The following is a 23,529-nucleotide window of genomic DNA, read 5'->3' on the forward strand; positions in this document are numbered from 1 at the left end:
AAGGGGATCAAAGAATGAAAAAGCTCTTGCTGAGCACCGCCGTTCTGGCGCTTACCGCAGCCTGCCAACCGGCCGAGGCACCGAGCGAGACGGCCCAGACCGAAACCCAGGCGACCGCTATGACGGGCAGCCCGGAAATCGGCAGCTGGGGTTTCGACCTTGAGGGCATGGATACCGACGTCGTCGCCGGTAATGATTTCTATCGCTACGCCAACGGCACCTGGCTCGACACAACTCAGATCCCGTCCGACCGCTCGAATTATGGCATGTTCACCGTGCTCGCGATCGAGGCCGAGGAACAGGTCCAGGACATCATTCTCGAGCTCGCCGCTCAGGATGCGGCCAACGGCACGATCGAACAAAAGGTCGGCGATCTCTATGGCAGCTGGATGGACACCTCGACCATCGACCAGCTCGGCCTCGCTCCGGCTCAACCCTATCTCGACGAGATCGCAGCCGCCGAGACGCATGACGACATCAATGCGCTGTTCGCGACCATCCACCACCAGTCGCCCTATGGCGTCGGCATCATCCCCGATCCAGCCGACACTACACGCTACACGGTTTTCGTCGGCCAGGCCGGTCTCGGCCTGCCGGATCGCGATTTCTACCTGGAAGAAGACAATCAGAGCTACCGCGATGCTTATCTCGCCTTCATCGAGCAGATTTTCGATCTGGCCGGCATGGAAGACGGCGCATCCAAGGCCCAGGCCATTTTCGACCTGGAAATGCGGATCGCCGAGACGCATTGGAGCCAGGAAGACAGCCGCGACATCCAGAAGATCTACAATCCCATGCCGATGGACCAGCTCGCCGCCCTCGCGCCGCAGCTGAATTTTGATGCCGGCATGGAACAGCTCGGCCTCGACGGTGTCGCCACCTATCTCGTCGCCCAGCCGAGCGCGATTGAAGCGGCCGGCCAGATCTTCGAGGAGACGCCAGTCGATGTCTGGCAGGACTACATGACCTTCCACTACATCCGCTCCAATGCCGGTGCCCTGCCGGAGGCTTTCGACGCGGCCAACTTCGCCATGTTCGGCACCACGCTGAACGGGATCGAGGAGCAACGCCCACGTGATCGCCGCGGCGTCAACCTTGTCGGTGGCCAGCTCGGCGAAGCCGTTGGACAGGTTTATGTCGAACGTCATTTCCCGCCGGAATCCAAAACCGCCATGGAAGAGCTGGTGGCCAATCTGGTCACGGCCTTTGAAGGCCGGTTGGAAGCGCTGGAATGGATGGATGACGCGACCCGTGCCAACGCGTTGCAAAAGCTGTCCACCTTTGAGCCGCGCATCGGTTATCCGGATGAATGGCAGGACTATTCCGCCCTCGAAGTCCGGTCGGACGATCTGTTCGGCAATTTGACGCGCCTCGCGGAATTCCAGTGGGCTGAACAACTCGCTGACCTTGAAGGGCCGGTCGATCGCGACGCCTGGCCTTACCCGCCGCAGACGGTCAATGCGTCCTACAACCCGCTGATGAACCAGATCACCTTCCCGGCCGGCATCCTGCAGGCGCCCTTCTTCGATCCGCATGCTGATGCGGCGATCAATTACGGTGCCATTGGCGCGGTGATTGGCCACGAAATCGGCCACGGCTTCGATGATCAGGGTCGCCGCTTCGATTATGACGGCTCGATCCGAGACTGGTGGACTGAAGAGACCAATGAGCGTTTCGAGTCCCGGGCCGACCGCCTCGGCGCCCAGTATTCCGGCTATTCACCGGTTGAAGGGCGTTTCGTGAATGGCGAATTCACGATGGGCGAGAATATCGGAGACCTCGGCGGTCTCCAGATGGCCTTCACCGCCTATCAGCATCATCTCGATTCCTGCTGTGACGGCCAGGCGCCGGTCATTGACGGCTTCACGGGCGAGCAGCGCTTCTTCCTGGCCTGGGCCCAGGTCTGGCGTCGCCTCTACCGCAGAGACAATCTGATCAACCGTCTCGCCACCGACCCGCACAGCCCGTCGCAATACCGGACCAATGGTGTCGTGCGGAATCTCGATGCCTGGTACGAGGCCTTCGGTGTGACCGAGGACAATGACCTCTACCTGCCGCCGGAAGAACGCGTCTCCATCTGGTAGGGTTGATCCTGAACTGATGAAGCGGCCCGGCAGCCATGTCGGGCCGTATTCATTACAGGGCTGTAAGAGACGGTGCCGGTGTATTGCGCCCCGGCCTCAGCGCACTAGTGTTTCCGCCAACGATTTTGCTCTTAGGGGAAACACCATGAAAAAGCTTCTGCTGACCAGCGCCTGCGTGGCTCTGATGGCGGCCTGCTCGCCGAGCGGCGAGACGCCGGAAGCCGCCAATGACACCGATACGTCCGTTTCGGGCGAGACCGGGGCTACCGCGTCCGCGACGGTTGTCGGCGACCCGTCTGCCGGTGACCCGCGCCTCGGCAGCTGGGGCATCGAGACCCAGTATGTCGACACCACGGTTCATCCGGGTGACGACTTCAACCGCTATGTGAATGGCGGCTGGCTCGACTCGGTCGAGATGCCGCAGGGCTTCTCGCGCTTCGGATCCTTCACCGAGCTTTTCCTGCTCTCCGAAGAGCGTATCAACGGCATTATCGAGGAAGCCAGCTCGGCCGATGCAGCCGCCGGCGAACCTCAGCAGCAGATCGGCGACCTCTACGCGGCCTACATGGATCAGGAAACGCTCGAGGCCCGCGGGTTCGAGCCGGCCCAGCCGATGATCGATCGCATCGCGGAGGCCAGCAGCCATGACGACATCGCAACCCTGATGGGTGTGCCCGGTACGGCTTCGATCTTCGGCGCCGGCGTGACCCGCGACCAGGGCAACCCGGATCGCTACATCGTCGGTGTCAGCCAGAGCGGGCTCGGCCTGCCGACCCGCGATTACTATCTCGAGGAAACCGATCGCTACCAGGCGTTCCGCGACGCCTATGTCGAATACATCGCCGACACATTCGGCTTCATCGGCATGGACGGTGGCGCAGAGCGTGCCCAGCGCATTCTCGATCTGGAAACCGCCTTTGCCGAGGTCCACTGGACGCGCGAGGAAAGCCGCGACCGGACCCGCACCTATAATCTCATGACGACGGAAGAGCTGGCCTCCAGCGCACCGGGATTCAACTGGACCGCCTTCATGGATGCGCTCGACTTCGCGGACCAGACCGAAGTCGTGATCCGTCAGGACACAGCCATCCAGTCGCTGGCGACCCTGTTCACCGAAGTGCCGGTCGAGACCTGGCAGGACTGGCTGACCTTCCGCTACCTGTCGAGCAATCGCGGCTCGCTGACGCCGGCCTTCTACGAGCGCTCCTTCGATTTCTACAATCGCACCCTGTCGGGTGTTGAAGAGCCGCGACCGCTGGAATCGCGGGCCATTCAGTATGTCAACGGCGCGATGGGCATGGCGCTCGGCCAGATCTATGTCGAGCAATACTTCCCGCCGGAATACAAAGAGCAGATGGAAGTCCTCGTCGATTATCTCGGCATGGCCCTGCGCGAACGTCTCGAAACGCTCGACTGGATGGACGAGGAGACCCGTGCCGGCGCGATCGAAAAATTCGAGAACTTCACACCCAAAATCGGCTATCCCGATCAGTGGCCGGATTATTCCTCGATCGAGATCCGTCCTGACGACCTGTTCGGCAATTCCGAACGCATCGCGGAGTGGTTCCGGGCGGATAGCCGGGAACGCCTGCGTGGTCCGATCCGCGATTGGGAATGGGGCATGTCTCCGCAGACGGTGAATGCCTATTATTCCCCCACCGCGAACGAGATCGTTTTCCCCGCAGCCATCCTGCAGGGTCCCTTCTTTGACCCCTATGCCGACCCGGCCGTCAATTTCGGGGGTATCGGTGCGGTGATCGGTCACGAAATGGGCCATGGCTTTGACGACCAGGGCAGCCGCTCTGACGGCGACGGCGTGCTCCGTGACTGGTGGACCGAGCTGAGCCGCGGCAATTTCGACGAGCGCACGGACCAGCTGGCGGCCCAGTACAGCGAGTTCTCGCCGATCGAGGGTGAATTCGTGAATGGTCGCTTGTCGCTGGGTGAAAACATCGGTGATGTCGGCGGCCTGTCCATGGCCTACCGCGCCTACCAGCTCTACCTCGCCGACCATGGCGGGGAAGCCCCGGTCCTGGACGGTTTCACCGGCGACCAGCGTTTCTACATGGCCTGGGGTCAGGTCTGGCGGAACCTCTACACCGAGCAGGCGCTTGTCCGCCAACTCCGCCAGGGGCCGCACTCCCCGGCGCAGTACCGGATCAATGGCGCCCTGCGCAACCAGGACGCCTGGTATGAAGCCTTCGGCGTGACCGAGGATCACGAGCTCTATCTGGCCCGGGAAGAGCGCGTCTCGATCTGGTAGGGTTCAACCCAATTCAATGCAGCGGCCCGGCGGAAACGCCGGGCCGTTTTGCATTGCGCAAGCTTAATCAAATCCCCATCGCGGCGATGACCGGCCGATTCCAATTTATGGCGTCTGAAACCGTAACCTCGGGGGTTCACCATGAAATCCATCTTGCGCGCCGGCGTGGCCGGCCTCGCCCTGTCCATCGCCGCCATCTCGCCCGGTCTCGCCCAGGATGCCCTTTTGGGTGACTGGGGCGTCGAGACCCAGCATGTCAGCGACACGCTGGCACCGGGCGACGACTTTTTCCGCTACGTCAATGAAGGCTGGCTCGAGACGACCGAGATCCCGGCCGGCTTTTCGTCCTACACCGCCTTCCACGAACTCTACCTTCAGTCCGAGGAACGCATTGAGGGCATTATCCGCGACAGCGCGGCCGCCAATGCGCCGGCCGGCACACTGGCGCAGCAGGTCGGCGATCTCTACGCCTCCTACATGAATGTCGAGGCCATCAATGCCGCTGGCATCGACCCGGTCCGCCCCGGCCTGGCGCCGATCAATGAGGCCGAAACGCATGAGGATATCGCCGCGGTGATGGGCCAGCTGGGCTATGCCTCCATCTTCGGCACCTCGGTCCAGCGCAATGAAGGCGATCCCAGCCACTACATCCTTTACCTCAACCAGGGCGGGCTGCACCTGCCCACGCGGGACTACTACCTGCTCGAAGATGATCGCTTCGTGGAGTATCGCGAGGCCTATCGCGCCTATATCGCCGATGTGTTCGGCTTCCTCGGGCTCGCGGATGGCGAAGCGCGCGCCGACCGCATCATCGCGCTCGAGACGGCCATGGCGGAGACCCATTGGACACCGGCCCAGACGCGCGACCGCGTCGCCACCTATAATCCGGCAAGCCTCGAGGAGGTCCGCGCACTCGGCGCCGGCTTTGACTGGGATGCCTTCTTCGAGACCGCCGATTATGCCGACCAGGAGAATTTCATCGTCTCCCAGACCTCGGCCATCGAGGGCCTCGCGGCCGTCTTTGCCGAGACGCCGGTCGAGACCTGGCGCGATTATCTGACCTTCAGCTATGTCAATTCGAACACCAATCTGCTGTCGGAAGAGATCTATAATCGCTCCTTCGACTTCTGGGGCCGGACCCTGGGCGGGGCGCAGGAACCGCGTCCCCGCGATCGCCGCGCCATCCAGTTCGTCAATGGCAATCTGGGCCAGGCCATCGGCCAGATCTATGTCGATCAATACTTCCCGCCAGACCACAAGGCCCAGATGGAAGAGCTGGTCGACTATCTGCGCCGCGCCCTCACCGAGCGTATCGAAACGCTGGAATGGATGGATGACGCAACCCGGGCCGAAGCGCTCGACAAGCTCGACAAATTCCTGCCCAAGATCGGATATCCGGACGTCTGGCCGGACTATTCCGACATCGAGATCCGCCCCGATGACCTGTTCGGCAATGCCTGGCGCATCAATGCCTGGTTCCGCGCCGACAGCCGGGCCCGCCTGCGCGGACCGATCCGAGACTGGGAATGGGGCATGTCACCGCAAACGGTGAACGCCTACTACAATTCCACCGGCAACCAGATCGTCTTCCCGGCCGCCATCCTGCAGCCGCCCTTCTTCGACCCCAACGCCGATCCGGCCGTCAATTTCGGCGGCATCGGTGCCGTGATCGGTCACGAGATCGGCCATGGTTTCGACGACCAGGGCAGTCAGTCGGACGGTGATGGCGTGCTGCGCAATTGGTGGACCGATGCCAGCCGCGAGCAATTCGATGCCCGCACCGATCAGATTGTCGCCCAGTATGGCGCGTTCTCACCCATTGAAGGCATGAATGTCGATGGTGAGCTGACCCTGGGTGAAAATATCGGCGATATCGGCGGCCTCTCCATGGCCTATCGCGCCTACCAGATGTATCTGGCCGACCATGGCGAAGCGGCTCCGGAAATGGATGGCTTCACTGGTGACCAGCGCTTCTTCATGTCCTGGGCCCAAGTCTGGCGCGTGATCCAGCTGGATGACGCGGCGCGCAGTCAACTCCTCTCCGACCCGCACAGCCCCGGCCAGTACCGTGCCAATGGCGTCGTTCGCAATATGGACGCCTGGTATGAGGCTTTCGGTGTCACCGAGGACAATGACCTCTACCTGCCGCCGGAGGAGCGCGTCTCCATCTGGTAGGATAGGTCCAGCGACCGGTGAAACGGCCCGGCGGGAACGTCGGGCCGTTTTGCGTCCACACCTTGCCAAGCCATCGCAAACCGCCTCCAATCCCGACCGGGGAAAGTCCACCGGGGGAATATCCATGGAAGCCGAAGCCGCGCCGCTGTTCAGCAATGATGCCATTGTCATGGGCCTGTTGGCCGTCCTGCTCGGGGCGGTCTTCTGGACTTCCGGCCTGGACAACAAGCTGACCAAGGGCTTCTACCGGATCTTCCCGCCCCTTCTGCTGTGCTATTTCCTGCCTTCGCTTCTGAACCTCTTCAACATTGTCGACCCGGAAGCCTCGCAGACCTATTTCGTCGCCTCGCGCTATCTCCTGCCGGCGGCGCTGGTTCTCTTGACCATGTCGGCCGACCTGCCGGCGACCTTCAAGCTGGGACCCAAGGCGCTGATCATGTTCTTCACCGGCACGATCGGCGTGGTGATCGGTGGGCCGATCGCCCTCTTCATCGCCAGCATCCTTTTCCCCGACCTGATCGGCGTGACCGGCCCGGATGCGGTCTGGCGCGGCATGGCGACGGTGGCCGGCACCTGGATCGGCGGCGGCGCCAACCAGGCGGCGATGTATGAATTCTTCGGTGTCGGCAACGAGGTCTATTCGGCCTGGATCGCGGTCGACATCATCGTCGCCAATATCTGGATGGCCTTCCTCCTGCTCGGCGTCGCCAATGCCAAGCGGATCGACAAGGCGCTCAAGGCCGATTCCAGCGCCGTCGATGCCCTGCGCGAGAAGGCCGAGGGCTTTGAAAAGACCAATGCCCGGATTCCCGAGCTGAAGGATTTGATGATCATCCTCGGCTTCGGGCTGGGGGCGATGGGCCTGTCGCACATTGTCGCGGATATCATGGGCCCGTGGATCGGCGCCAACTACCCGGGCCTGGCCGATCTGGGCCTCAATTCCGGTTTCTTCTGGTTGATGCTGTCGGCCACCATCATCGGGGTTGCCCTGTCCTTCACAAAGGCCAGGCAGCTCACCGGCGTCGGTTCGATGAAAGTCGGCTCGGTCTTCATTTACGTCCTGGTCGCGACGATCGGGATGCGGATGGATATCACCGCGATCTTCCGCAACACGGAATTTTTCCTGATCGGCCTCATCTGGATGCTGGTCCATGTCGGCCTGTTGCTACTGGTCGCCTGGCTGATCAAGGCGCCGACCTTTTTCATCGCGGTCGGCTCGAAGGCCAATATCGGCGGCGCCGCCTCGGCGCCGGTCGTGGCGGCTGCCTTCCACCCGTCACTGGCCCCGGTGGGCGTCCTGCTGGCCGTGGTCGGCTACATCGTCGGGACCTGGGCTGCCATGATGACCGGCTACATCATGATGTTCATGATGGGGGCGTCCATTTAGCGTGGAGAACGAAGTGGATGGCCCGCTTTTCGCCTGAGAGTTGAAAGTGACCGCAAAGACGGATTATTTCTTAACGATACCCCTCGCTTCCGTTAACGTTGGTTAATCAGGGCGAGTCTGCAGGGCGCGTCCTCCGACAATTCCAAGGGGGGATTCAGGATGAAAAAGCAACTCTTGTGCGCCAGTGCCGTCGCACTGCTTACAGCCACCGCCGCGCATGCGGGTGACCAGGAATGGTTCCCGCCGGACCCGCCCGCGACCGCGGCGACCGGTGAATGTTATGCGCGCGTTCGCATCGCGCCGGAATACGATACCTATTCCGAGCAGATCACCACGCAGGACTCCTATGAGCGCTACGATGTGGCGCCGCCGCGCCTGCGCGAGGAGTACCGCGAATACATCTCGCGTGAAGCCGGCATGCGCTACATTGTGCACGAGCCCGTCTACGAGACGGTGACCGAGACCGTCCAGATCCGCCCGGCCTATGTCGAGTATGAAGTCGTACCCGCCGTCCATGACACGGTGACCGAAACCATCCTCGTACGTGAACCGCGCATGGTCTGGCGTCGCGGCTATGTGCCGGGCGCGTCGATGACGCGCTTCGACAGCGAGACCGGTGAAGTCTGGTGCCTGGTTGAAGAGGCCGGCGAATACCAGACCGTGACCCGCAATATCGTGGTCCAGCCAGCCAATATCCGCGAGATCAGCCATCCGGCGGAATACGCCCAGATCACACGCGATGTGCTGGTCCAGGAAGCCCGCATCGAGGAAATCCCGATCGCCGAGGAACGCGACACCTATCGCATCCAGGTCGTCGATCAGCACGCCACGGTCGACAGCCATGTCATTCCGGTCGAGACGCAGACCGTGACCCGCTACTCGCTGCGCTCGGAAGAGCGTTGGGAATGGCGTCTGGTGGATTGCGAGGAGATCAATCTGCCGGGCCACAACCCGCCGACCAGCACGGAAATCCCGCCGGTCGCCTCGCGTCAGTCCGCGCCGTCGAGCCAGGGCAATACCTATCTCTACGGGACCGACATGTCGGCCGACTCCAATACCTATTCCGAGGAAGTGCCGGTCGCCCAGGCGTCGTACAGCCACTCATCCTCGCGCAGCACGCGCCGCAGCACGCGTCGCAATCGCTAGCAGGCAAGCTGGACAGCGGGCTCAGCCCCGCCACAATGAAACGGCGCGGAGCAATCCGCGCCGTTTTCTTGTGTGCGCCAACCGGGGAGAGCGCGTGTCTGATTTCATGATTGGCTATGGCAGCCTGCTCAGCAGCTATAGCCGCCGCACCTATTCCGGGATCGAGACGCCGGTCCGTCCGATTGTCGCCACGGGCTGGCGACGCGGCTGGACGGTTCGCTATGGCGACGAGGCCGCCACCTATGCCGGCGTGCGCCATGCGGCGGGCCACCACCTGCACGCAGCCCTGGTCCCGACCGAGATCACGCCGGAGCTGCGCCACCGGGAACGGGGCTATGTCTTCACCGAAGTCGACCCCGCCAGCGTTTATCCCGATGACGCGGATGATACGCCCCTCCCCCCCGGTCGCTACTGGATCGTGGTCAATCGCTCACAAGTCCGCGCGGATGCCGACCACCCCATCCCGCAGACCTATGTCGACACCTGCCTGTCCGGTTGTCTGGAAACTGGCGGCGAGGCCCGCGCGCGAGCTTTTATCCAGGCGACGGAGTTATGGGATTCACCGTGGATCGATGATCGCGACCGCGCCAACCCGCTCTATCCACGCCGGACGCCGCTCTCGCACGACGACCGCGCGCGGGTGGATGCGTTGCTGGACGGCTGCGGCGTCTTGAAATACCGGCGCCCGGCTTGACCTGGATCAGGCATTGACGAGGCGAACATCGCGCGGATCCAGGTGCGCCTCACGAAAGACCCGAACCATGTCCCGCGCGGCCCGGAAAGGCGCGTTGAAGCGGTCCTCGGGATCTGCCTCTGGCATGTCGGCCTCAACCGGGCAGGCCTGCCCGGCAGGCTGAAGCAAGCTGGCCGGCCAGACGGGCTGGGCGTCAACCGGGTCGCCAGCCCATTTCCAGGCCCCGGTGCGGGCATCATGGTCATAAAAGCCGGCGAACAATTCCGCATGTTCGGCCAGGAAACAGACCGCATCGATCAGATAATTGATCTCGGCCTCCGACATCACCCAATGCAGGCTGACCCGACACCAGCCCGGGCGCGCGCCGACATCACCCGCCAGAACGCGGGAGCGGATCGACTGGGTGGTGGCGTCATCAATGCCCAGAAGGTGATGACCATAGGGCCCGGCGCAGGAACAGCCGGCGCGCGACTGGATGCCGAACAGGTCATTGAGCAGCAAGGTGACCAACCGCGGTTCGATCACGTCACCGGCCTCGGTACGCAGATTGAACGCGACGATTCCAAGGCGTGACTCCGGCAGTTGTGGGCCGAGCACATCGATCCGTGAATGGTCGCACCAGCGCATGAATGCCGCGTCGAGCGCGGCATGCTCTCGCTCCACAATCGCTTCAGAGCCAATCTCGGCCTGTATCTGCAGCGCCAGGGCTGCGCGTACCAGCTGCGGCAGGCCCGGCGTCCCGGCCCGTTCGCGCGCTTCAATGCCGTCCAGGAAATCATGTCCGTCCTGCCAGACATAACGCACCGTTCCACCGGCACTCTGGGTCGGCGGCAAGTCGCGGCGATAGAGGCGCTCATTGAAGACGAGAATTCCGCAGGCGCCGGGGCCGCCAAGGAATTTGTGCGGCGAGAAATAGACCGCATCAATCGACGCGTCCGGATCCAGCTCCGGGTGCATGTCGATGCGCTGATAGGGCGCGCTGGCCGCGCAATCGAGACAGAGGATGGCATCATGGGCGTGCAGGCAGTGCGCCAGCCCGGCTATGTCCGTTCGCACACCGGTGACATTCGACGCCGCCGAGAAGGCCCCGATCTTGCGCCAGCCGTCAAAGCGCGGATCGGTCAGCGCCGCTTCCAGCGCCGCCATATCGATCCCGCCGGCCGGATCAAGCCCGATTGTGACGACTTCGGCCAGGCTGTCCCGCCAGCTCAGCTCATTGGAGTGATGTTCATAAGGACCAACGAAGACGACCGTCTTCACGGCCGGGCCTGCGCCAACACCGAGGGCGTCGCGGCTGGCGGGCGCCACGGCCAGGCCCAGGATCTCCTGCAATTTGTGGATCGCACCGGTCGCACCGGCTGCACAGGGCAAAAGGCAGTCATCAGAAGCGGCATTGACCGCTTTGCGGATCACCATCTCGGCCTCACGCATCCAGCGATTGCTGGCCCGGCCGGTCGCACTGTCCTCGCTGTGCGGATTGGCATAATCCGCCATCAGGCGTTCAATCTGGCGCTCGACCTGGGTGAGCGCCCGACCGGACGCAGTGTAATCGGCATAAAGAAAGGGCTTCAGGCCAAAAGGCGTCGCCAGCATCCGGTCAGCGCCGATCAGCCCATTGCGGATAGCGGCAAGACGGTCGGACGATTTGGACATGCGAGCCTCCGGCAGTTGAGGCGCTATAAAAACATCGTCCTGTGAGATATTTTCACCAATATCCGACCGTGATACAGATAGGCGTTAGTGATTTTCACCATTCAGGATCAAAAATATGGTGTTCGACGACCATGATCGCCGCCTGCTTCGGGCCGTCCAGAAGGATTCCGACCGGACGGTGCAGGAATTGGCTGACCTGATCGGGCTGAGCGCGACCCCGACCGCCCGGCGCCTGAAGCGGCTCGCAGAAGCGGGCGTCATTCGCAAGCATGTTGCCTTGCTGGACCCGGAAGCGCTTGACCTCCAGGCGACCCTTTTCGTCACCGTGCGCACCAGCCATCATGACGCGGCCTGGCTGAAACGATTTGCCGAAGGCGTGGCGCGCATGCCCGAAGTGGTCGAGTTTTATCGGCTGAGCGGGGATATCGATTATCTGATCAAGCTGTGCCTGCCGGATGTGCGCGCCTATGACGAGGCCTACAAGAAACTGATCGCGATTGCGCCCCTGTCCGATGTCAGTGCCAGTTTCGCCATGGAGGCGATCAAGAACACCACCGAATTGCCGGTCTGACGCAAAACTTCACCTCCACCCTTGCACGACCCGGCGTGGTCCTTGAAGCTGCCCCCTTTCCTGCCAGATGCCCGAATGATGAGACGCCATGTCCACGCAAATGCCCACACCGTCCGGCACTGACAGCTATCGCAATGTCGCGGCCATCGTCATCGCGTTGGCCATCCTGCAGACCGCGACCGGCGCGCTCTCGGTTGTCGGCCCGCTCACTCTGGTGTCGCAAGGTGCCGGACCGCTCAAGATCGGCGCCATCGTCTCGTCCTATGCGCTGGGCTTTTTGCTCGGCGCACGCCTTGCCCCGCGCGAGATCATGCAGATCGGTCATATCCGGGCGATCGCCGGTTTTGCCGCAGCCGCGTCGCTGGGTGCCGCGGCGCTCTATGTCAGCGGCGCCATGGCCTGGTGGATGCTGATCCAGTTCATCATCGGTGTGTCGGTCGCCGGCTTCCTGGCCTCCGGTGAGAGCTGGATCGCCGATGCCGCCCCCAGCCAGAGTCGCGGCGCCATCCTCGGCTTCTACCTGGTCACCTCGAAGCTTGGCTTCATGGCCGGCCCCTTCCTCGTCGCCGGCGCCCCGGCGGGGACGGCAACAGGTTTCCTGATCGTCGCCGCGCTGCTGACGGCCAGCCTCATCCCTGTCTGCGCTACCCGGCGCGCCGAGCCAGCAGCACCCACCACCCAGCCCTTCAGCCCGGTCAAGATCTGGAATTTTGCCCCCTCGGCGATCATCGCCGCCACGATATCCGGCATGGTCTCCGGCGCCGTTCTGCAACTCTACGCCGTCTACATCCAGGACTTCGCCGCCGACAGCGTCACCCAGACCGCCGCCCTGTTCAATGCGGCGATGATCGGCGGTTCGGTGATTGCCACCTGGCCGGCCGGCATCCTGTCCGACCGGATTGATCGCCGCATGGTGATCGCCGGCCTGGCCCTGACGGCCGGGGCGGCAGCCCTGGTCCTGGCGCTGTTCACCGGCCTCCTCCCGCGCATCGGCATTTTCGCCGTCGCTGCGCTCTGGGGTGCCGGCGCCCTGTCCTATTACGGCGTGGCCGTCGCCCATGCCGCCGATCGCGCTCCGGACGGGCAAGCGACCAGCACCATGTCCGGCATTCTGATGGTCTGGGCGCTCGGCTCCATGGCCGGGCCGCTGGTCGCCTCCGCGGTCATGAGCCTGACCGGCCCATCCGGCCTGTTCTTCTTTGCGGCCGTGGCCCTCTTCTCCCTGACCGGCCTGATGCTGATCCGCCGTTCCGGCACGGCACCGGTCCGCGAGGAAGACAAGAGCGATTTCGAACCGACGGCCACCACTTCGGTCTCGGTCGTCGAATTGACCGACCATGCCGAAGAGGATGCCGACTGGTCTGAGAGCCAGGAAGCGGAATTCGAGGATGCGAGCTGGCGTGACTGACACGACGCCCGAGCGGGCCGACAAGAGTACAGCCTATATCCAACTGCGATTTGCACAATAATGCCGCTTTCAACGATTCTGCACTTTCAGTATTTGAAACTTCATTGAGGTGACACGCAGAAATCACAAGCAAATAAAATTGGAATTCACTTAAATATTTTTGATTTTCTACCGCAATTTATACAAGCGATATATTTTTATAACAGCCCCGGCACTTGATTCCGGCGCTGTGATCACTATTCCTCTACCACGTTAATTTTTGGCGCCGGATGAACTGCGCCCGCAACAATGGAGACTTTCCGCTTGATGAAACATGGTCACCGCCCCAGCCGCGTCGCGGCTTATGTCGCCGAGTCCGTCAATGTGCAGCAATTGCAAACCGCGACGGACGCCCTCGCCCGTCACAATCGCCGGGCCGTCCTCGTGTCCGGACAGCAGTCGCTGCTGCGCGGCAAGAATGGCACTGCGGAGATCAATTTCGCCGTCGCGGAAACCGTCGCCGATATCGATGAGAGCGGGTATGATGCGCTCGTCCTGCTCGAGGACGCGGCCACGCAGTCCGAGAGCGCGACAGCCCTGTCCAAGCTCTTCGCCGACAAGGGCAAACCAGTGATCGCCCTGCGTGGAAGCGCGGCCATCGTCGCCGCCATGGCCGGAGCCGGACCCCAGTCCGACACCACCTCGGCGGCGCTCATCGACGGCCAGCTCTATGCCAGCGATGATGATGACAGTGACTGGAAAATCATCGACGCCGTTGCCGGACGCATGGCCCGCGAGGCGGTGCCAGCCTGACCGGTCGAACGCTGTACAACATGAAAGAGGCCGGATGCACGCATCCGGCCTCTTTTTTTGGCGCGTGACAGGGATTGGTCCGGTCAGCGGCTATAGGTGAGCACAACCCATTGCTTGGTCCGGTCCGCCGGCGAGAGCGGGCTGCCACTTCCCTGGAAGTCAGCGAACTGCACGGACAGGCCGACATTGCGAGGCAGGTCAAAATTGACCCAGGCGTCCCACTCGCGGCCCAGGCCATCGCCCGTTCGCTGGGCCGTAAAGTGGCGATGCACCGCGCCCACTTCCCAGGCCGTCACAAAACCATGGCCGGTTTCGGCGCCATAGGTCCCGCCAAAACGCAAGTCCTCCAGCCCGTCGGCGGTCGACTGCGCACCGCCGCCACTGAACGCATCAGCCCAGCCATGAAAGCCATGGCCCGAGCCAAGCGGCGTGGCAATCGTGCTCACGCCATCGCCTTCCAGCACATCATAGCCGATCATCAGGCTGGCACCGGAACCGCTGACCCGCGCTTCAAAGCTGGCAAAGTCGAGCGAAAAGTCGGCGGTCGATGAGCCATAGTCAGTCTGCCGCGCCAGCATCGCCGAATAGTCCAGCCGCGCCTCGCCGAGCGGCAAGGCGCCGGTCAACCGTCCGCCCACCGTCATGTTCGACCGATCCTGCGGCGCTGACGGGTCTGTCAGATCGATAAGATAGGCAAAGCCTTCAAGAGACGCCGCGTCATTGACCCGATATCCGAGATTGAGCAAATGACTGTCGCTCTGCCAGTCAAAATCATCGCCCGGTCCGCGAAGCACCCGATCATGGTAGACATAGCTGGCTGACCAGGCGGTCTCCCGAAGATCAATACGGACGGCGTCATGGGAATTGCGATCCTGACGCCAGGCCGGTGAACCGATGAAGCGATTGCCGTTGAAGGACAGGAGCTGCCGCCCGACCGTCACGCTCACCTGCTCGCTGGCCGCCCAGCTCAGCTGAAGGCGGTTGAGTTCGGTGATGTCGTCATCCTTGATGGTGGCGAACGCGCTGCGCCCATTGAGGCCGGAATTGTAATCATCCGACCCCAGCGCAACGACAGTCTCGCCTTCGACAAGGAAGGTGAAGCCACGCCAGGTCGCCGATTGCCAGCCCAGGCGCGTCCGGATCGTCGTCGCGGTCGCGTCCAGCTTGCCGGTCTGCTCGACCGTCTCGTGGCGCGCGCGAACATCCAGGATCAGCGTGCCGGGCGCGTCATCTGCCTGCGCGACCGGCACGACCAGGAAGCCGGCGACAAGCCACCCCATTCCCGCAAAGCATTGGTTTTTCATCGATGATACTCCTGCTCACGCTGCGCGAATCTTGGTGAGGAATTCGTCGAACTCCGCCTTCCAGGCCTCATGGCGGCTCGCCATCTCCCTGGAAGCCGTGAGCACCGAGTGCGACACCTGATCAGTCTGGCGCGTGAATTCTGCCACCTTGTCGACATCCTGCGAGGCGCTGCTGGTTCCGTCCTGCGCACGCTGCGCCGACTGCGCGATCTCGCTGGTGGCAACACGCTGTTGCTCAATGGCCGAGGCCGAGGCCACCGCCAGCTCACCGAGCTGGGCGACCGCTTCCAGCGCTTTCGCCGACGAGGCCGTACAGGCTTCAGCGGAGGACTGGATATTGTTGATCTTCTCGGCAATCTGCTGGGTCGCGCCTGTCGTCTGTTCGGCCAGGGCCTTCACTTCCGATGCGACAACGGCAAAACCCTTGCCCGCCTCTCCGGCCCGCGCCGCCTCGATCGTGGCATTGAGCGCCAGGAGATTGGTCTGCGAGGCGATCGTGTCAATCAGATCAACAATGGCGCCGATGGCGTCGGCGGACTCGGCGAGCTGACCGATGACTTCGGCGCTGGTTCCGGTTTCGTGACCGGCTTCCTGCGACAACTCGCTGGTCCGCGTGACCTGGGTTGAGACTTCGCTGATCGAAGCCGCCAGCTCTTCTGACGCCGCCGCCACAGCCTGCACGCTGGACGCCGCATTGGAGGCGGCACCGCGGGCGGAATTCGACAAGCTCGCCGCTTCGCCGGATGTGGACTGCATCTGGGTTGCCGATGCTGACAATTGCTCGGAGGCCGCCATGACACTGGCAAGGAGTTCGCTCGAGGCGCGCTCGAACTTGATCACAGCCTCTTCGCGGGCCTGGTGTCGACGGGCTTTTTCCTCAGCCTCGGCCTGCTCCCGCTCGCGAACCGCGTCAGCCGCACTGAGCGCATCCTGGAGCGTGGAGGTCGCCCGTGCCAGATCCCCGAACTCGTCTGTGCGCTCCGTGCCGATGATCTCGACATTGCGGCGGCCTTCCGCCAGAGCCCCCACAATGTCCCGCGTCTTGACCACGGATTGCCGGATCGTCCCGCCAATCATTCGGGTCAGCACGAAGAGGCCGGCAGAAGCGACGATTATCGCGACAATTCCGGCCCAGAATGTCATGCCCGCCATGCGGTCGAGTTCGACCCAGGCCGCATCGAGGTCTGCCTGGGCCCCGTCACGCACCGTCTCGATCTGGGTGTCCATGCGATCATCAAACCCGGCGAGGGCGTCGACAAAGCGCGAGACAGCCGGCGCATCCATGCTGGCCACATTGCGGGCCGCATCGCTGATCAGCGCATTCAGCCCCGAATAGTCCGCGCGGACGCCGGCCAGCGCCGAGAGATAGCGCTCCCGCGTGACGATGGCCTCAGCCTCGGCCAGCGAAACCTCGAAATCACCCAGATTGCCCAAGGCCGCATCAATCCGGTCGGCGGCCGGTTCGGCGGCCATCAGATAGGTATCGCGCAGGAGGGAGGTCAGATCCTTTTCAAGCGTGTTCGCCGCCATCAGGGAAAGGGTGGCATGACGCGCCGTTTCATCGATCTCGGTGACGGCATTTCGGAGCAGGCCGTTGGTCACGACATAGGCCAGCAGGAGGCCAACCGAGACGGCGGCCAAAAGGGAGAGGCGGGCTTTCAGGGACAGGGTATACAGACGATCGGACATGGGCGGGTTCTTTTCAGTTCATTCCGGGCTATCAGCCCCCAGAAAGCGCCGAGAAAGTTAACCACACCCTGCCACCCAGCCTTCGGTAAGCGACTGAAAGATAATATTTTATACCCGGTCGCCTTGCACAGATTTGTCGAACGGAGTTCACGCATCGCGCCACTGAGCCTCACCACCTGCGAGGGCAGGTGGACTGGTAACATGATACCGAATTCAGGTGATGACCGTGTCTGGCATGTCGAGGCACCGCTCCCGGACAGGCGCAAGAACACAGTCCGAAACCGGCCGCATTGCACAGCGCATGTTCAACGCAGCAGGCTCAAAGAGAAAAATGGCGCACCTTGCGGGCTCGAGTTAAATCCCCACAGCCCTGAGCGCGTTCCATGTGAGCATCGACCCCGGCGCCGAAGGCAGCGACAGGCTCGGGTCGAGCGGAGCGGGAACAAGGGAAGAAATGGCGCACCGGGGAGGATTCGAACCCCCGACCCCTAGATTCGTAGTCTAGTGCTCTATCCAACTGAGCTACCGGTGCAGGCCGTATGGCTTCGAGGTCTCAGCCCCGAAGAGGCGCGGAACCTAGCCTCGGCTTTGGGGGATGGCAAGTCCCCGATTGCGGCAAATGCACCGACTTGTGCAGCGCCGCTCAACGCGCCGGCCGACGGGCAGCGTGAACGCCCCGTGCGACCGCTCGGGCGAGGCAATCGGCAGCGGCAGACCCGAGTCGGGCAAGATGGGCTTCACCGCCCTCGCCCAGTGGTCTGGCTGCGGTCGACATCGCGAAAACAACGTCTCCGTCAAAAGGAGTGTGAACCGGTCGAATGGCGCGGGCAAGACCGTCCTGGGCCATGATGGCGAGGCGCTGGGCCTGGGCCGGCGACAGCGCAATATCGGTCGCGACCACGGCAATCGTTGTGTTCTCGCGCGGACCGGGCTGCATCTTGGCGGCGCCCCAGTCTTCCGGGTTTGCACGCCAGCCTGTGGGCGGGCGCGCACCGCCGAACTCGCCATCAATCTCGTAGGGCCAGGCCCAGTAGACATCATCGGCGCCAGGCAAGGTGACCGAGCCGAAACTATTGACACAGACCAGCGCCGCAACGCGCCCGCCCTCACCCGCAAGGTCGAGACTGGCCGTACCGGTTCCGCCTGCGTGCAATCCGGCACGAGCGCCATGACCAGCCCCGAAAGCGCCCAGTTCGACCGTCTCGCTCACCGCGTCTAGGGCCGCCTTGCCGAGCGCGCGATAGGGCGGCGCCTCGCCCCAGGCCTTGTCGCCACCATTGGCCAGATCATAGAGGATGGCGGACGGCACGACCGGCGACCGCGGTACGCCGGGCATGTCAAACAGGGCAAAACCGTCGCCGCGTGCGCCCAGCGCTGCGGCAACACCGTCCGCGGCGGCCAGCCCGTAGGAGGAGCCGCCGGACAGGACAATCGCATCGACCGCATCGACCAGGGTGTGGCTGGCCAGGGCATCGGTCTCACGCGTGCCGGGACCACCGCCACGCACATCGACGGCGCAGACGGCGCGCTGGTCCGGCAGGATGACGGTCACACCCGTCTTCACCGCCGCGTCATGAACCTGGCCCACACGCAGACCGGCAATATCGGTCAGGCTGTTTCGCGGTGCTGGCATTGACATGTCCGGCCTCTTATCTGTGAGTTACGGGTCCAGTCTGACCGGACATTGTTGAGGGGCAAGTTAGATGCTGCGTTTCCTGTTCGCCACCACCGCGCTCGCGGGTGGGCTTTTCCTTGCCAGTTGTTCCGGGGCCGACGAGACCGCACCACCGCCCAATACCGACACCAGCATCGAAACAGAAGTCGCAGGCACGAGCGGACCCGCCATGGTTGCCGCCGCCAATCCCCATGCCGTGGAAGCCGGGCTGGAGGCCTTGCGCGCCGGCGGTGATGCGATCGATGCGGCCATCGCCGTGCAAAGCGTTCTGGGCCTGGTCGAACCACAAAGTTCCGGTCTCGGCGGTGGCGCCTTCCTGCTGTATTTCGACGCCCAGTCCGGCGACCTGACGGTCTATGACGGACGCGAAACGGCACCCGCAAGCGCGGGGCCCGACCTCTTCCTCGACGAGAATGGCCAGACTCTGGGCTTCGGTGAATCCGTGCTCTCAGGCCATTCCATCGGCGTGCCCGGGGCGGTTGCGATGCTGGCCATGGCGCATGGGGATCATGGTGTTCTGGACTGGGCTGACGGTTTTGACGCGGCCACAGGGCTGGCCGAAGACGGGTTCGAGATTTCACCGCGCCTCGCCCGCTTCCTCGTCGCAATGGCGCCCCGCGGCCCGCTCGATGAATGGCCGGCGTCTCGCGACTACTTTTTCACCGATGACGGCACACCGCTTCCCGCCGGGCATCTTTTGCGCAATCCCGCCTATGCGGAGACCACCCGTGCGCTCGCCGCCGATTGGCGCGCGCTCTATGAAGGCCCCCTGGCGGCCGCAATTATTGAGGCCGTGCAGGACGAACCGCGCCCGGGCGGGCTGACCCTGACAGACCTGGCCAGCTACCAGGCCGTACGCCGCGACGCGATCTGCCGCGATTATCGCGAATGGACCGTGTGTGGCGCTCCACCGCCCGCCTCCGGCGGAATCACGGTCAACGAGATTCTCGGCCTGCTGGAACCCTATGACCTGTCCGCGACCGGACCGGAAACAGTCGAAGGCTGGCGCCGTTTCATCGAAGCCAGCCGCCTCGCCTATGCCGATCGCGATGCATATGTTGCCGACGCGGATTTCGTGACCGTTCCGGTCGCCGGCTTGCTCGACGCAGACTATATCGCCGAACGCTCGCGCGGTATTCAGCGCACGACTGCCCTGCCAACATCAACGCCGGGCATCCCCGACGGAATCGACGCGCCCGGCGCGGACGCGACACCGGATTCGCCCGGCACCAGCCATTTCGTCATCGTCGACAGTGATGGCGATGTGGTGTCGATGACGACGACGGTGGAAAGCGTGTTCGGCAGCCACCGCATGGCCGGCGGCTTTTTCCTGAATAACCAGCTGACCGACTTCTCCCGCTCCCCGACCGATGCCGGTGGTGCGCTGGTGCCGAATGCACCGGAAGGTGGCAAACGCCCCCGCTCCTCCATGTCACCGACCATTGTTTTCGACCGGGATGGTGAGTTTGTCCTGGCAACGGGATCGCCCGGCGGTTCCTCGATCATTGCCTATACGGCCAAGACCCTGGTCGGCATGCTCGATTGGGGGCTGACTCCGCAGGAGGCGATCGAGCTGCCGAATGTGGTCGCCCGTGGCGACATTGTCCGCATCGAGGACGGGATGGATGCCGAAATCGTATCCGGTCTGCGGAATCTGGGCTTCACCCTCGACGCCAATCGCGGCGAGAATTCCGGCCTGCACATTGTCCGTCGGCTGGAAGATGGCACGCTGATCGGCGGGGCCGACCCGCGCCGGGAAGGCCAGGCCCGTCAGCCCTGACGCGTCTTTGATGGTGCTGCTGGCAGGCTGACAGCGAAAATCGTACCGTCGTCGCCGGTCGCCACCAGCTCCACATCGCCGCCATGGGCGCGTGCGAGCTCGCGCGCAATTGAAAGACCGAGCCCGCTGCCGCCGCGACGGGTTGATCCGCTAAAGGGTTGGAACAGACGCTCACGCGCCTTGGGCGGCACGCCGGGGCCGGTATCGGAAATCTCGATCCGGATTTCGCCAACGCTGGCGTCAGGATCAAGTGGCGGCACGGGCACGGCGCGCGCGGACAGGCGCCGTCTCTCGGATCCGGCCTGCATGGCCTGGATCGCATTGCGGCACAGATTGAGGAAGAGCCGGTGGGCCTGGTCCGGATCGGCATCGAGCACAATCTCCTCGCCGATATCATTGACCCAGTCGACATCGCCCTCCGCGAGGATGGCATCGCCGGCGACTTCCTCGAGCAGGGCTCGTGCCGGAATAGTCTGGCGCACCGGCGCACTTTCCTCGGCCCGGCCGAATTCCAGCGTCGCCTCGCACAGGCGCACGCCGCGATCGACCGCGCGGACCAGCCGCTCGCCCATGCCGCGGACCCGATCATCGGCGTCCATGGCCAGGCGGTCCGAGACGAGTTGGGCACTGGCCAGGACATTGCGCAGGTCATGATTGATCTTGGCCACAGCGCCGCCCAGCGCGGCAAGACGCTCGCGCTGAAGCAGGGCCTGACGCACATCCGCCTGCATGCGCGCGAGTTCGTGCTCGGCCTGACCGATCTCGTTACGGCCCTCACCCGGACGGATCATCCGGCCCGGATCAGCAGGGTCCTCGCGGAAATAGGTCATCGCCCCGGCGAGGCGCCGCATCGGGCGCACGAAGAGGAAGAAGAGCGCGCAATACAAAACCGCCCCGACCACAAAGGCGGCGAGGCCGGCATAGACCAGAAGGCGTCGGGAGAAATCACGCAAGGCAGCATGCAGGGGTGCTTCGCGCACAATGACATCGATCAGCTCGTCCGGCGCCCCCATCGGGTGGGCGCGGATTCGCAGGAGCCGGTTATCATCCGCGGTGAGCGTTTCGACCGTGTCGCGGATATGGGTCCACCAACTGGCCTTGCGCAGATCGCTTTCGACCAGGCCTTCGCCGATCGGGCCGGAATAGAGGACGAGCTCATTCATGCCGTCGCGCACACGCGCCACTGCGACGGCGTCAGCGCCCATCAGGAGGGCGCGCACCTCTTCCTCACCCAGTGCCCCGCCCGGCGCCACATCGGCCGCCAGTGCGGCCAGGTGCGCCGCTTCGGCGCGATCCGTCATCCATTGCAGGCGGAAACTCGCGGCGGCCGGGAAATAGACCAGCACCAGGCCGACCGTGACCAGTCCCAGCGTGACCATCAAGAGCTGGGCCCGCAGATTATCAAATACGCCGGGCGACGGCGTATCTGGCGGGCGAGCATCGTCGCGGGAGGGCGGGAAATCGGCAGGCATTGTCTAACGCCGATAGCCTAGTGCGTTTTGCCCGGCAAGGCGCGCGCCTTTCTCCACCGCCGCCACCGGCGCCAGAGAAGGGGCGCCAGAGCCAGCGGAATGATCATCAGCAGGGGCACAAGGACTTGCACCTGCAGGAGGTCGGCCGGCCCCGGCAAGGCGTCCATTTCGGTGAGCGAGCCCAGTCCGGCCCCAAAGCCGGCATAGAGGATAATCGAAGGCAGGGAGCCGATCAGCGTCCCCAGCGCCAGCTCCCTCATCGACACCTGCGACAGCCCGGCGGCCAGATTGACCCCGAAATAGGGGAGCGGCAGCAGTCGCAAAAGGATGACATAGGTCAGCTGGTCGCGCTCAAAGCCCGCCGCCAGTTTTCTGTAACGCTCCCGCAGCCGGGCCCGCCGGGACTCGCCGGCCAGAAAGCGCACGAGGAGAACCGTATTGACGGCGCCCAGTGTCAGCCCCGCCATCGCTACCGGGATAGCCCAGACCTGACCGAGCACGAATCCCGCCGCGATGGTCAGCCAGAGCGCGCCAGGCAGCGCCAGGCTCGCCAACAGGATGTAGATCAGGGTGCAAACAAGAATGGCCAGCGCAAAATGGTTGGCGACCGCCTCCTGCGTCAGACCCCGGCTTTCACGCAGCCAGACCAGAAGCTCGAGCAGGCTAGTCCCCGACAGCAAAAGCCCCGCAAAAACAATCAGCAGCACAATCAGAATGACACGACGCAGCCAAAGCTGACCAGTGGAGGCCTGCGCGGGCGGCATTTGCGGTGGTTGGTCTGCGGCATTTGGCATGTCATTCTCCTGCTCAGTGAGGGGCATGAAGCCTTGACGCCGCCGCTTCAAGCGCGTAATTGCCGCCGCTCTCGAATTAACGCCAATGGAGCGCGACCGTGAAACGTACATTTCAGCCGTCCAAGCTCGTCCGCAAGCGCCGGCACGGCTTCCGTGCGCGCATGGCGACGAAATCCGGCCGTCAAATCCTGGCTCGTCGCCGGGCCAAGGGCCGCAAGCGTCTGTCCGCCTAGGGACGATGTCAGCGCCGCTTCCTGCCGTTAAACGGCTGAAAACGCGGCGCCAGTTTTTGCACGCCGCAAAAGGCAAAAAAGCCGTCCGATCGGGCGTGGTCATCCAGGCCCGCTCGCGAGGCGGCTCTTTGCATGTCAGGCCGGATGAAATCGGCGCCGGCTTCACCGCCACACGCAAGATCGGCGGTGCCGTCATCCGTAATCGGGCCAAGCGCCGGTTACGGGAGATTGCCCGGCTGCTACTCCCCCTCCACGGACAGCCCGGCATTGACTATGTATTCATCGCACGTGCGAGCACGCCCTCCCGGGACTGGTCGCGCTTGATGGGGGAAGTCGAAAGCGCCTTGAAGGACCTGGCCAAGGGTCAACCGCAGGGCGATCGCGAACACAAAGCGCAAGAGGCCTGAGT

At 63.6% G+C, this 23,529-nt stretch carries 18 protein-coding genes and 1 tRNA gene; 12 read left to right on the forward strand and 7 right to left on the reverse strand.

Annotation, left to right across the window (positions count from 1 at the left end):
- Positions 1-14 precede the first annotated feature (14 nt).
- From Q0X62_RS13230 to Q0X62_RS13255, 6 genes are all read left to right on the forward strand, one after another.
- Positions 15-2,084 carry a M13 family metallopeptidase gene (locus Q0X62_RS13230; RefSeq protein ID WP_297736688.1) on the forward strand — a complete coding sequence of 690 codons (2,070 nt, stop codon included), beginning with the start codon at positions 15-17 and terminating at the stop codon, positions 2,082-2,084.
- Positions 2,085-2,229: 145 nt separating this feature from the next.
- Positions 2,230-4,347, forward strand: coding sequence for a M13 family metallopeptidase (locus Q0X62_RS13235; RefSeq protein WP_297736691.1), 2,118 nt, complete (start codon positions 2,230-2,232; stop codon positions 4,345-4,347).
- 141 nt (positions 4,348-4,488) lie between these two features.
- Positions 4,489-6,522, forward strand: a complete 2,034-nt coding sequence (locus tag Q0X62_RS13240) for a M13 family metallopeptidase (RefSeq protein WP_297736694.1) — start codon at positions 4,489-4,491, stop codon at positions 6,520-6,522.
- A gap of 124 nt (positions 6,523-6,646) precedes the next feature.
- Positions 6,647-7,909: a DUF819 family protein gene (locus Q0X62_RS13245; RefSeq protein WP_297736697.1), complete on the forward strand. Its 1,263-nt coding sequence runs from the start codon at positions 6,647-6,649 to the stop codon at positions 7,907-7,909.
- 159 nt (positions 7,910-8,068) lie between these two features.
- Positions 8,069-9,055, forward strand: a complete 987-nt coding sequence (locus tag Q0X62_RS13250) for a hypothetical protein (protein ID WP_297736699.1) — start codon at positions 8,069-8,071, stop codon at positions 9,053-9,055.
- Between the two features lie 94 nt (positions 9,056-9,149).
- Complete coding sequence (locus Q0X62_RS13255; protein WP_297736702.1) at positions 9,150-9,749, forward strand: hypothetical protein; 600 nt, start codon at positions 9,150-9,152, stop codon at positions 9,747-9,749.
- Between the two features lie 6 nt (positions 9,750-9,755).
- On the opposite strand, the gene Q0X62_RS13260 is transcribed toward Q0X62_RS13255, so the two are convergent.
- Complete coding sequence (locus Q0X62_RS13260) at positions 9,756-11,402, reverse strand: aminotransferase class V-fold PLP-dependent enzyme (protein WP_297736704.1); 1,647 nt, start codon at positions 11,400-11,402, stop codon at positions 9,756-9,758.
- Positions 11,403-11,517: 115 nt separating this feature from the next.
- Between Q0X62_RS13260 and Q0X62_RS13265 the strand changes: the two genes are divergently transcribed.
- The 3 genes from Q0X62_RS13265 to Q0X62_RS13275 all read left to right on the forward strand — a co-directional run bounded on the left by Q0X62_RS13265 (position 11,518) and on the right by Q0X62_RS13275 (position 14,173).
- Positions 11,518-11,973, forward strand: a complete 456-nt coding sequence (locus tag Q0X62_RS13265) for an Lrp/AsnC family transcriptional regulator (RefSeq protein WP_297736707.1) — start codon at positions 11,518-11,520, stop codon at positions 11,971-11,973.
- 88 nt (positions 11,974-12,061) lie between these two features.
- Positions 12,062-13,381 carry an MFS transporter gene (locus Q0X62_RS13270; RefSeq protein WP_297736710.1) on the forward strand — a complete coding sequence of 440 codons (1,320 nt, stop codon included), beginning with the start codon at positions 12,062-12,064 and terminating at the stop codon, positions 13,379-13,381.
- Between the two features lie 306 nt (positions 13,382-13,687).
- On the forward strand, positions 13,688-14,173 hold the full coding sequence (locus tag Q0X62_RS13275; RefSeq protein ID WP_297736713.1) for a DJ-1/PfpI family protein: 486 nt from the start codon (positions 13,688-13,690) through the stop codon (positions 14,171-14,173).
- A gap of 83 nt (positions 14,174-14,256) precedes the next feature.
- On the opposite strand, the gene Q0X62_RS13280 is transcribed toward Q0X62_RS13275, so the two are convergent.
- The 4 genes from Q0X62_RS13280 to Q0X62_RS13295 form a co-directional block, all read right to left on the reverse strand.
- On the reverse strand, positions 14,257-15,477 hold the full coding sequence (locus Q0X62_RS13280; protein ID WP_297736716.1) for an alginate export family protein: 1,221 nt from the start codon (positions 15,475-15,477) through the stop codon (positions 14,257-14,259).
- A gap of 15 nt (positions 15,478-15,492) precedes the next feature.
- Entirely contained in the window at positions 15,493-17,166 is a 1,674-nt protein-coding gene (locus tag Q0X62_RS13285; RefSeq protein ID WP_297736719.1) for a methyl-accepting chemotaxis protein, read from the reverse strand.
- A 455-nt stretch (positions 17,167-17,621) separates the two neighbouring features.
- Positions 17,622-17,698 (reverse strand) — tRNA-Arg (locus Q0X62_RS13290).
- 111 nt (positions 17,699-17,809) lie between these two features.
- Positions 17,810-18,805 (reverse strand): P1 family peptidase, encoded by a 996-nt coding sequence (locus tag Q0X62_RS13295; RefSeq protein ID WP_366946161.1) that lies wholly within the window; start codon positions 18,803-18,805, stop codon positions 17,810-17,812.
- Between the two features lie 64 nt (positions 18,806-18,869).
- Between Q0X62_RS13295 and ggt the strand changes: the two genes are divergently transcribed.
- Entirely contained in the window at positions 18,870-20,621 is a 1,752-nt protein-coding gene (ggt, locus tag Q0X62_RS13300) for a gamma-glutamyltransferase (RefSeq protein ID WP_297736725.1), read from the forward strand.
- On the opposite strand, the gene Q0X62_RS13305 is transcribed toward ggt, so the two are convergent.
- Together Q0X62_RS13305 and Q0X62_RS13310 are read right to left on the reverse strand one after the other, a co-directional pair.
- Positions 20,612-22,093 (reverse strand): HAMP domain-containing sensor histidine kinase, encoded by a 1,482-nt coding sequence (locus Q0X62_RS13305; protein WP_297736728.1) that lies wholly within the window; start codon positions 22,091-22,093, stop codon positions 20,612-20,614. The genes ggt and Q0X62_RS13305 overlap by 10 nt on opposite strands.
- Before the next feature lie 17 nt (positions 22,094-22,110).
- Positions 22,111-22,887 carry a VTT domain-containing protein gene (locus Q0X62_RS13310; RefSeq protein ID WP_297736730.1) on the reverse strand — a complete coding sequence of 259 codons (777 nt, stop codon included), beginning with the start codon at positions 22,885-22,887 and terminating at the stop codon, positions 22,111-22,113.
- 98 nt (positions 22,888-22,985) lie between these two features.
- On the opposite strand from Q0X62_RS13310, the gene rpmH reads away from it, so the two are divergent.
- Together rpmH and Q0X62_RS13320 are read left to right on the forward strand one after the other, a co-directional pair.
- Positions 22,986-23,120: a 50S ribosomal protein L34 gene (gene rpmH, locus Q0X62_RS13315; RefSeq protein WP_297736733.1), complete on the forward strand. Its 135-nt coding sequence runs from the start codon at positions 22,986-22,988 to the stop codon at positions 23,118-23,120.
- Between the two features lie 5 nt (positions 23,121-23,125).
- The gene (locus Q0X62_RS13320; protein WP_297736736.1) at positions 23,126-23,527 is read left to right on the forward strand and encodes a ribonuclease P protein component; all 402 of its coding nucleotides are present in this window, start codon (positions 23,126-23,128) and stop codon (positions 23,525-23,527) included.
- The last annotated feature ends 2 nt before the right edge of the window (positions 23,528-23,529 follow it).

Origin of the sequence: uncultured Maricaulis sp. (genome assembly GCF_947259345.1) — a bacterium.
GTDB lineage: Bacteria > Pseudomonadota > Alphaproteobacteria > Caulobacterales > Maricaulaceae > Maricaulis.

Bases quoted from the DNA above. Each gene is read 5' to 3' on its own strand.
- ggt (WP_297736725.1), top strand. From the start codon at position 18,870: ATGCTGCGTTTCCTGTTCGCCACCACCGCGCTCGCGGGTGGGCTTTTC.
- Q0X62_RS13265 (WP_297736707.1), top strand. From the start codon at position 11,518: ATGGTGTTCGACGACCATGATCGCCGCCTGCTTCGGGCCGTCCAGAAG.
- Q0X62_RS13280 (WP_297736716.1), bottom strand. From the start codon at position 15,477: ATGAAAAACCAATGCTTTGCGGGAATGGGGTGGCTTGTCGCCGGCTTC.
- Q0X62_RS13245 (WP_297736697.1), top strand. From the start codon at position 6,647: ATGGAAGCCGAAGCCGCGCCGCTGTTCAGCAATGATGCCATTGTCATG.
- Q0X62_RS13240 (WP_297736694.1), top strand. From the start codon at position 4,489: ATGAAATCCATCTTGCGCGCCGGCGTGGCCGGCCTCGCCCTGTCCATC.
- Q0X62_RS13295 (WP_366946161.1), bottom strand. From the start codon at position 18,805: ATGTCAATGCCAGCACCGCGAAACAGCCTGACCGATATTGCCGGTCTG.
- Q0X62_RS13250 (WP_297736699.1), top strand. From the start codon at position 8,069: ATGAAAAAGCAACTCTTGTGCGCCAGTGCCGTCGCACTGCTTACAGCC.
- Q0X62_RS13275 (WP_297736713.1), top strand. From the start codon at position 13,688: ATGAAACATGGTCACCGCCCCAGCCGCGTCGCGGCTTATGTCGCCGAG.
- Q0X62_RS13320 (WP_297736736.1), top strand. From the start codon at position 23,126: ATGTCAGCGCCGCTTCCTGCCGTTAAACGGCTGAAAACGCGGCGCCAG.
- Q0X62_RS13305 (WP_297736728.1), bottom strand. From the start codon at position 22,093: ATGCCTGCCGATTTCCCGCCCTCCCGCGACGATGCTCGCCCGCCAGAT.
- Q0X62_RS13260 (WP_297736704.1), bottom strand. From the start codon at position 11,402: ATGTCCAAATCGTCCGACCGTCTTGCCGCTATCCGCAATGGGCTGATC.
- Q0X62_RS13230 (WP_297736688.1), top strand. From the start codon at position 15: ATGAAAAAGCTCTTGCTGAGCACCGCCGTTCTGGCGCTTACCGCAGCC.
- Q0X62_RS13310 (WP_297736730.1), bottom strand. From the start codon at position 22,887: ATGCCAAATGCCGCAGACCAACCACCGCAAATGCCGCCCGCGCAGGCC.
- Q0X62_RS13285 (WP_297736719.1), bottom strand. From the start codon at position 17,166: ATGTCCGATCGTCTGTATACCCTGTCCCTGAAAGCCCGCCTCTCCCTT.
- Q0X62_RS13270 (WP_297736710.1), top strand. From the start codon at position 12,062: ATGTCCACGCAAATGCCCACACCGTCCGGCACTGACAGCTATCGCAAT.
- Q0X62_RS13235 (WP_297736691.1), top strand. From the start codon at position 2,230: ATGAAAAAGCTTCTGCTGACCAGCGCCTGCGTGGCTCTGATGGCGGCC.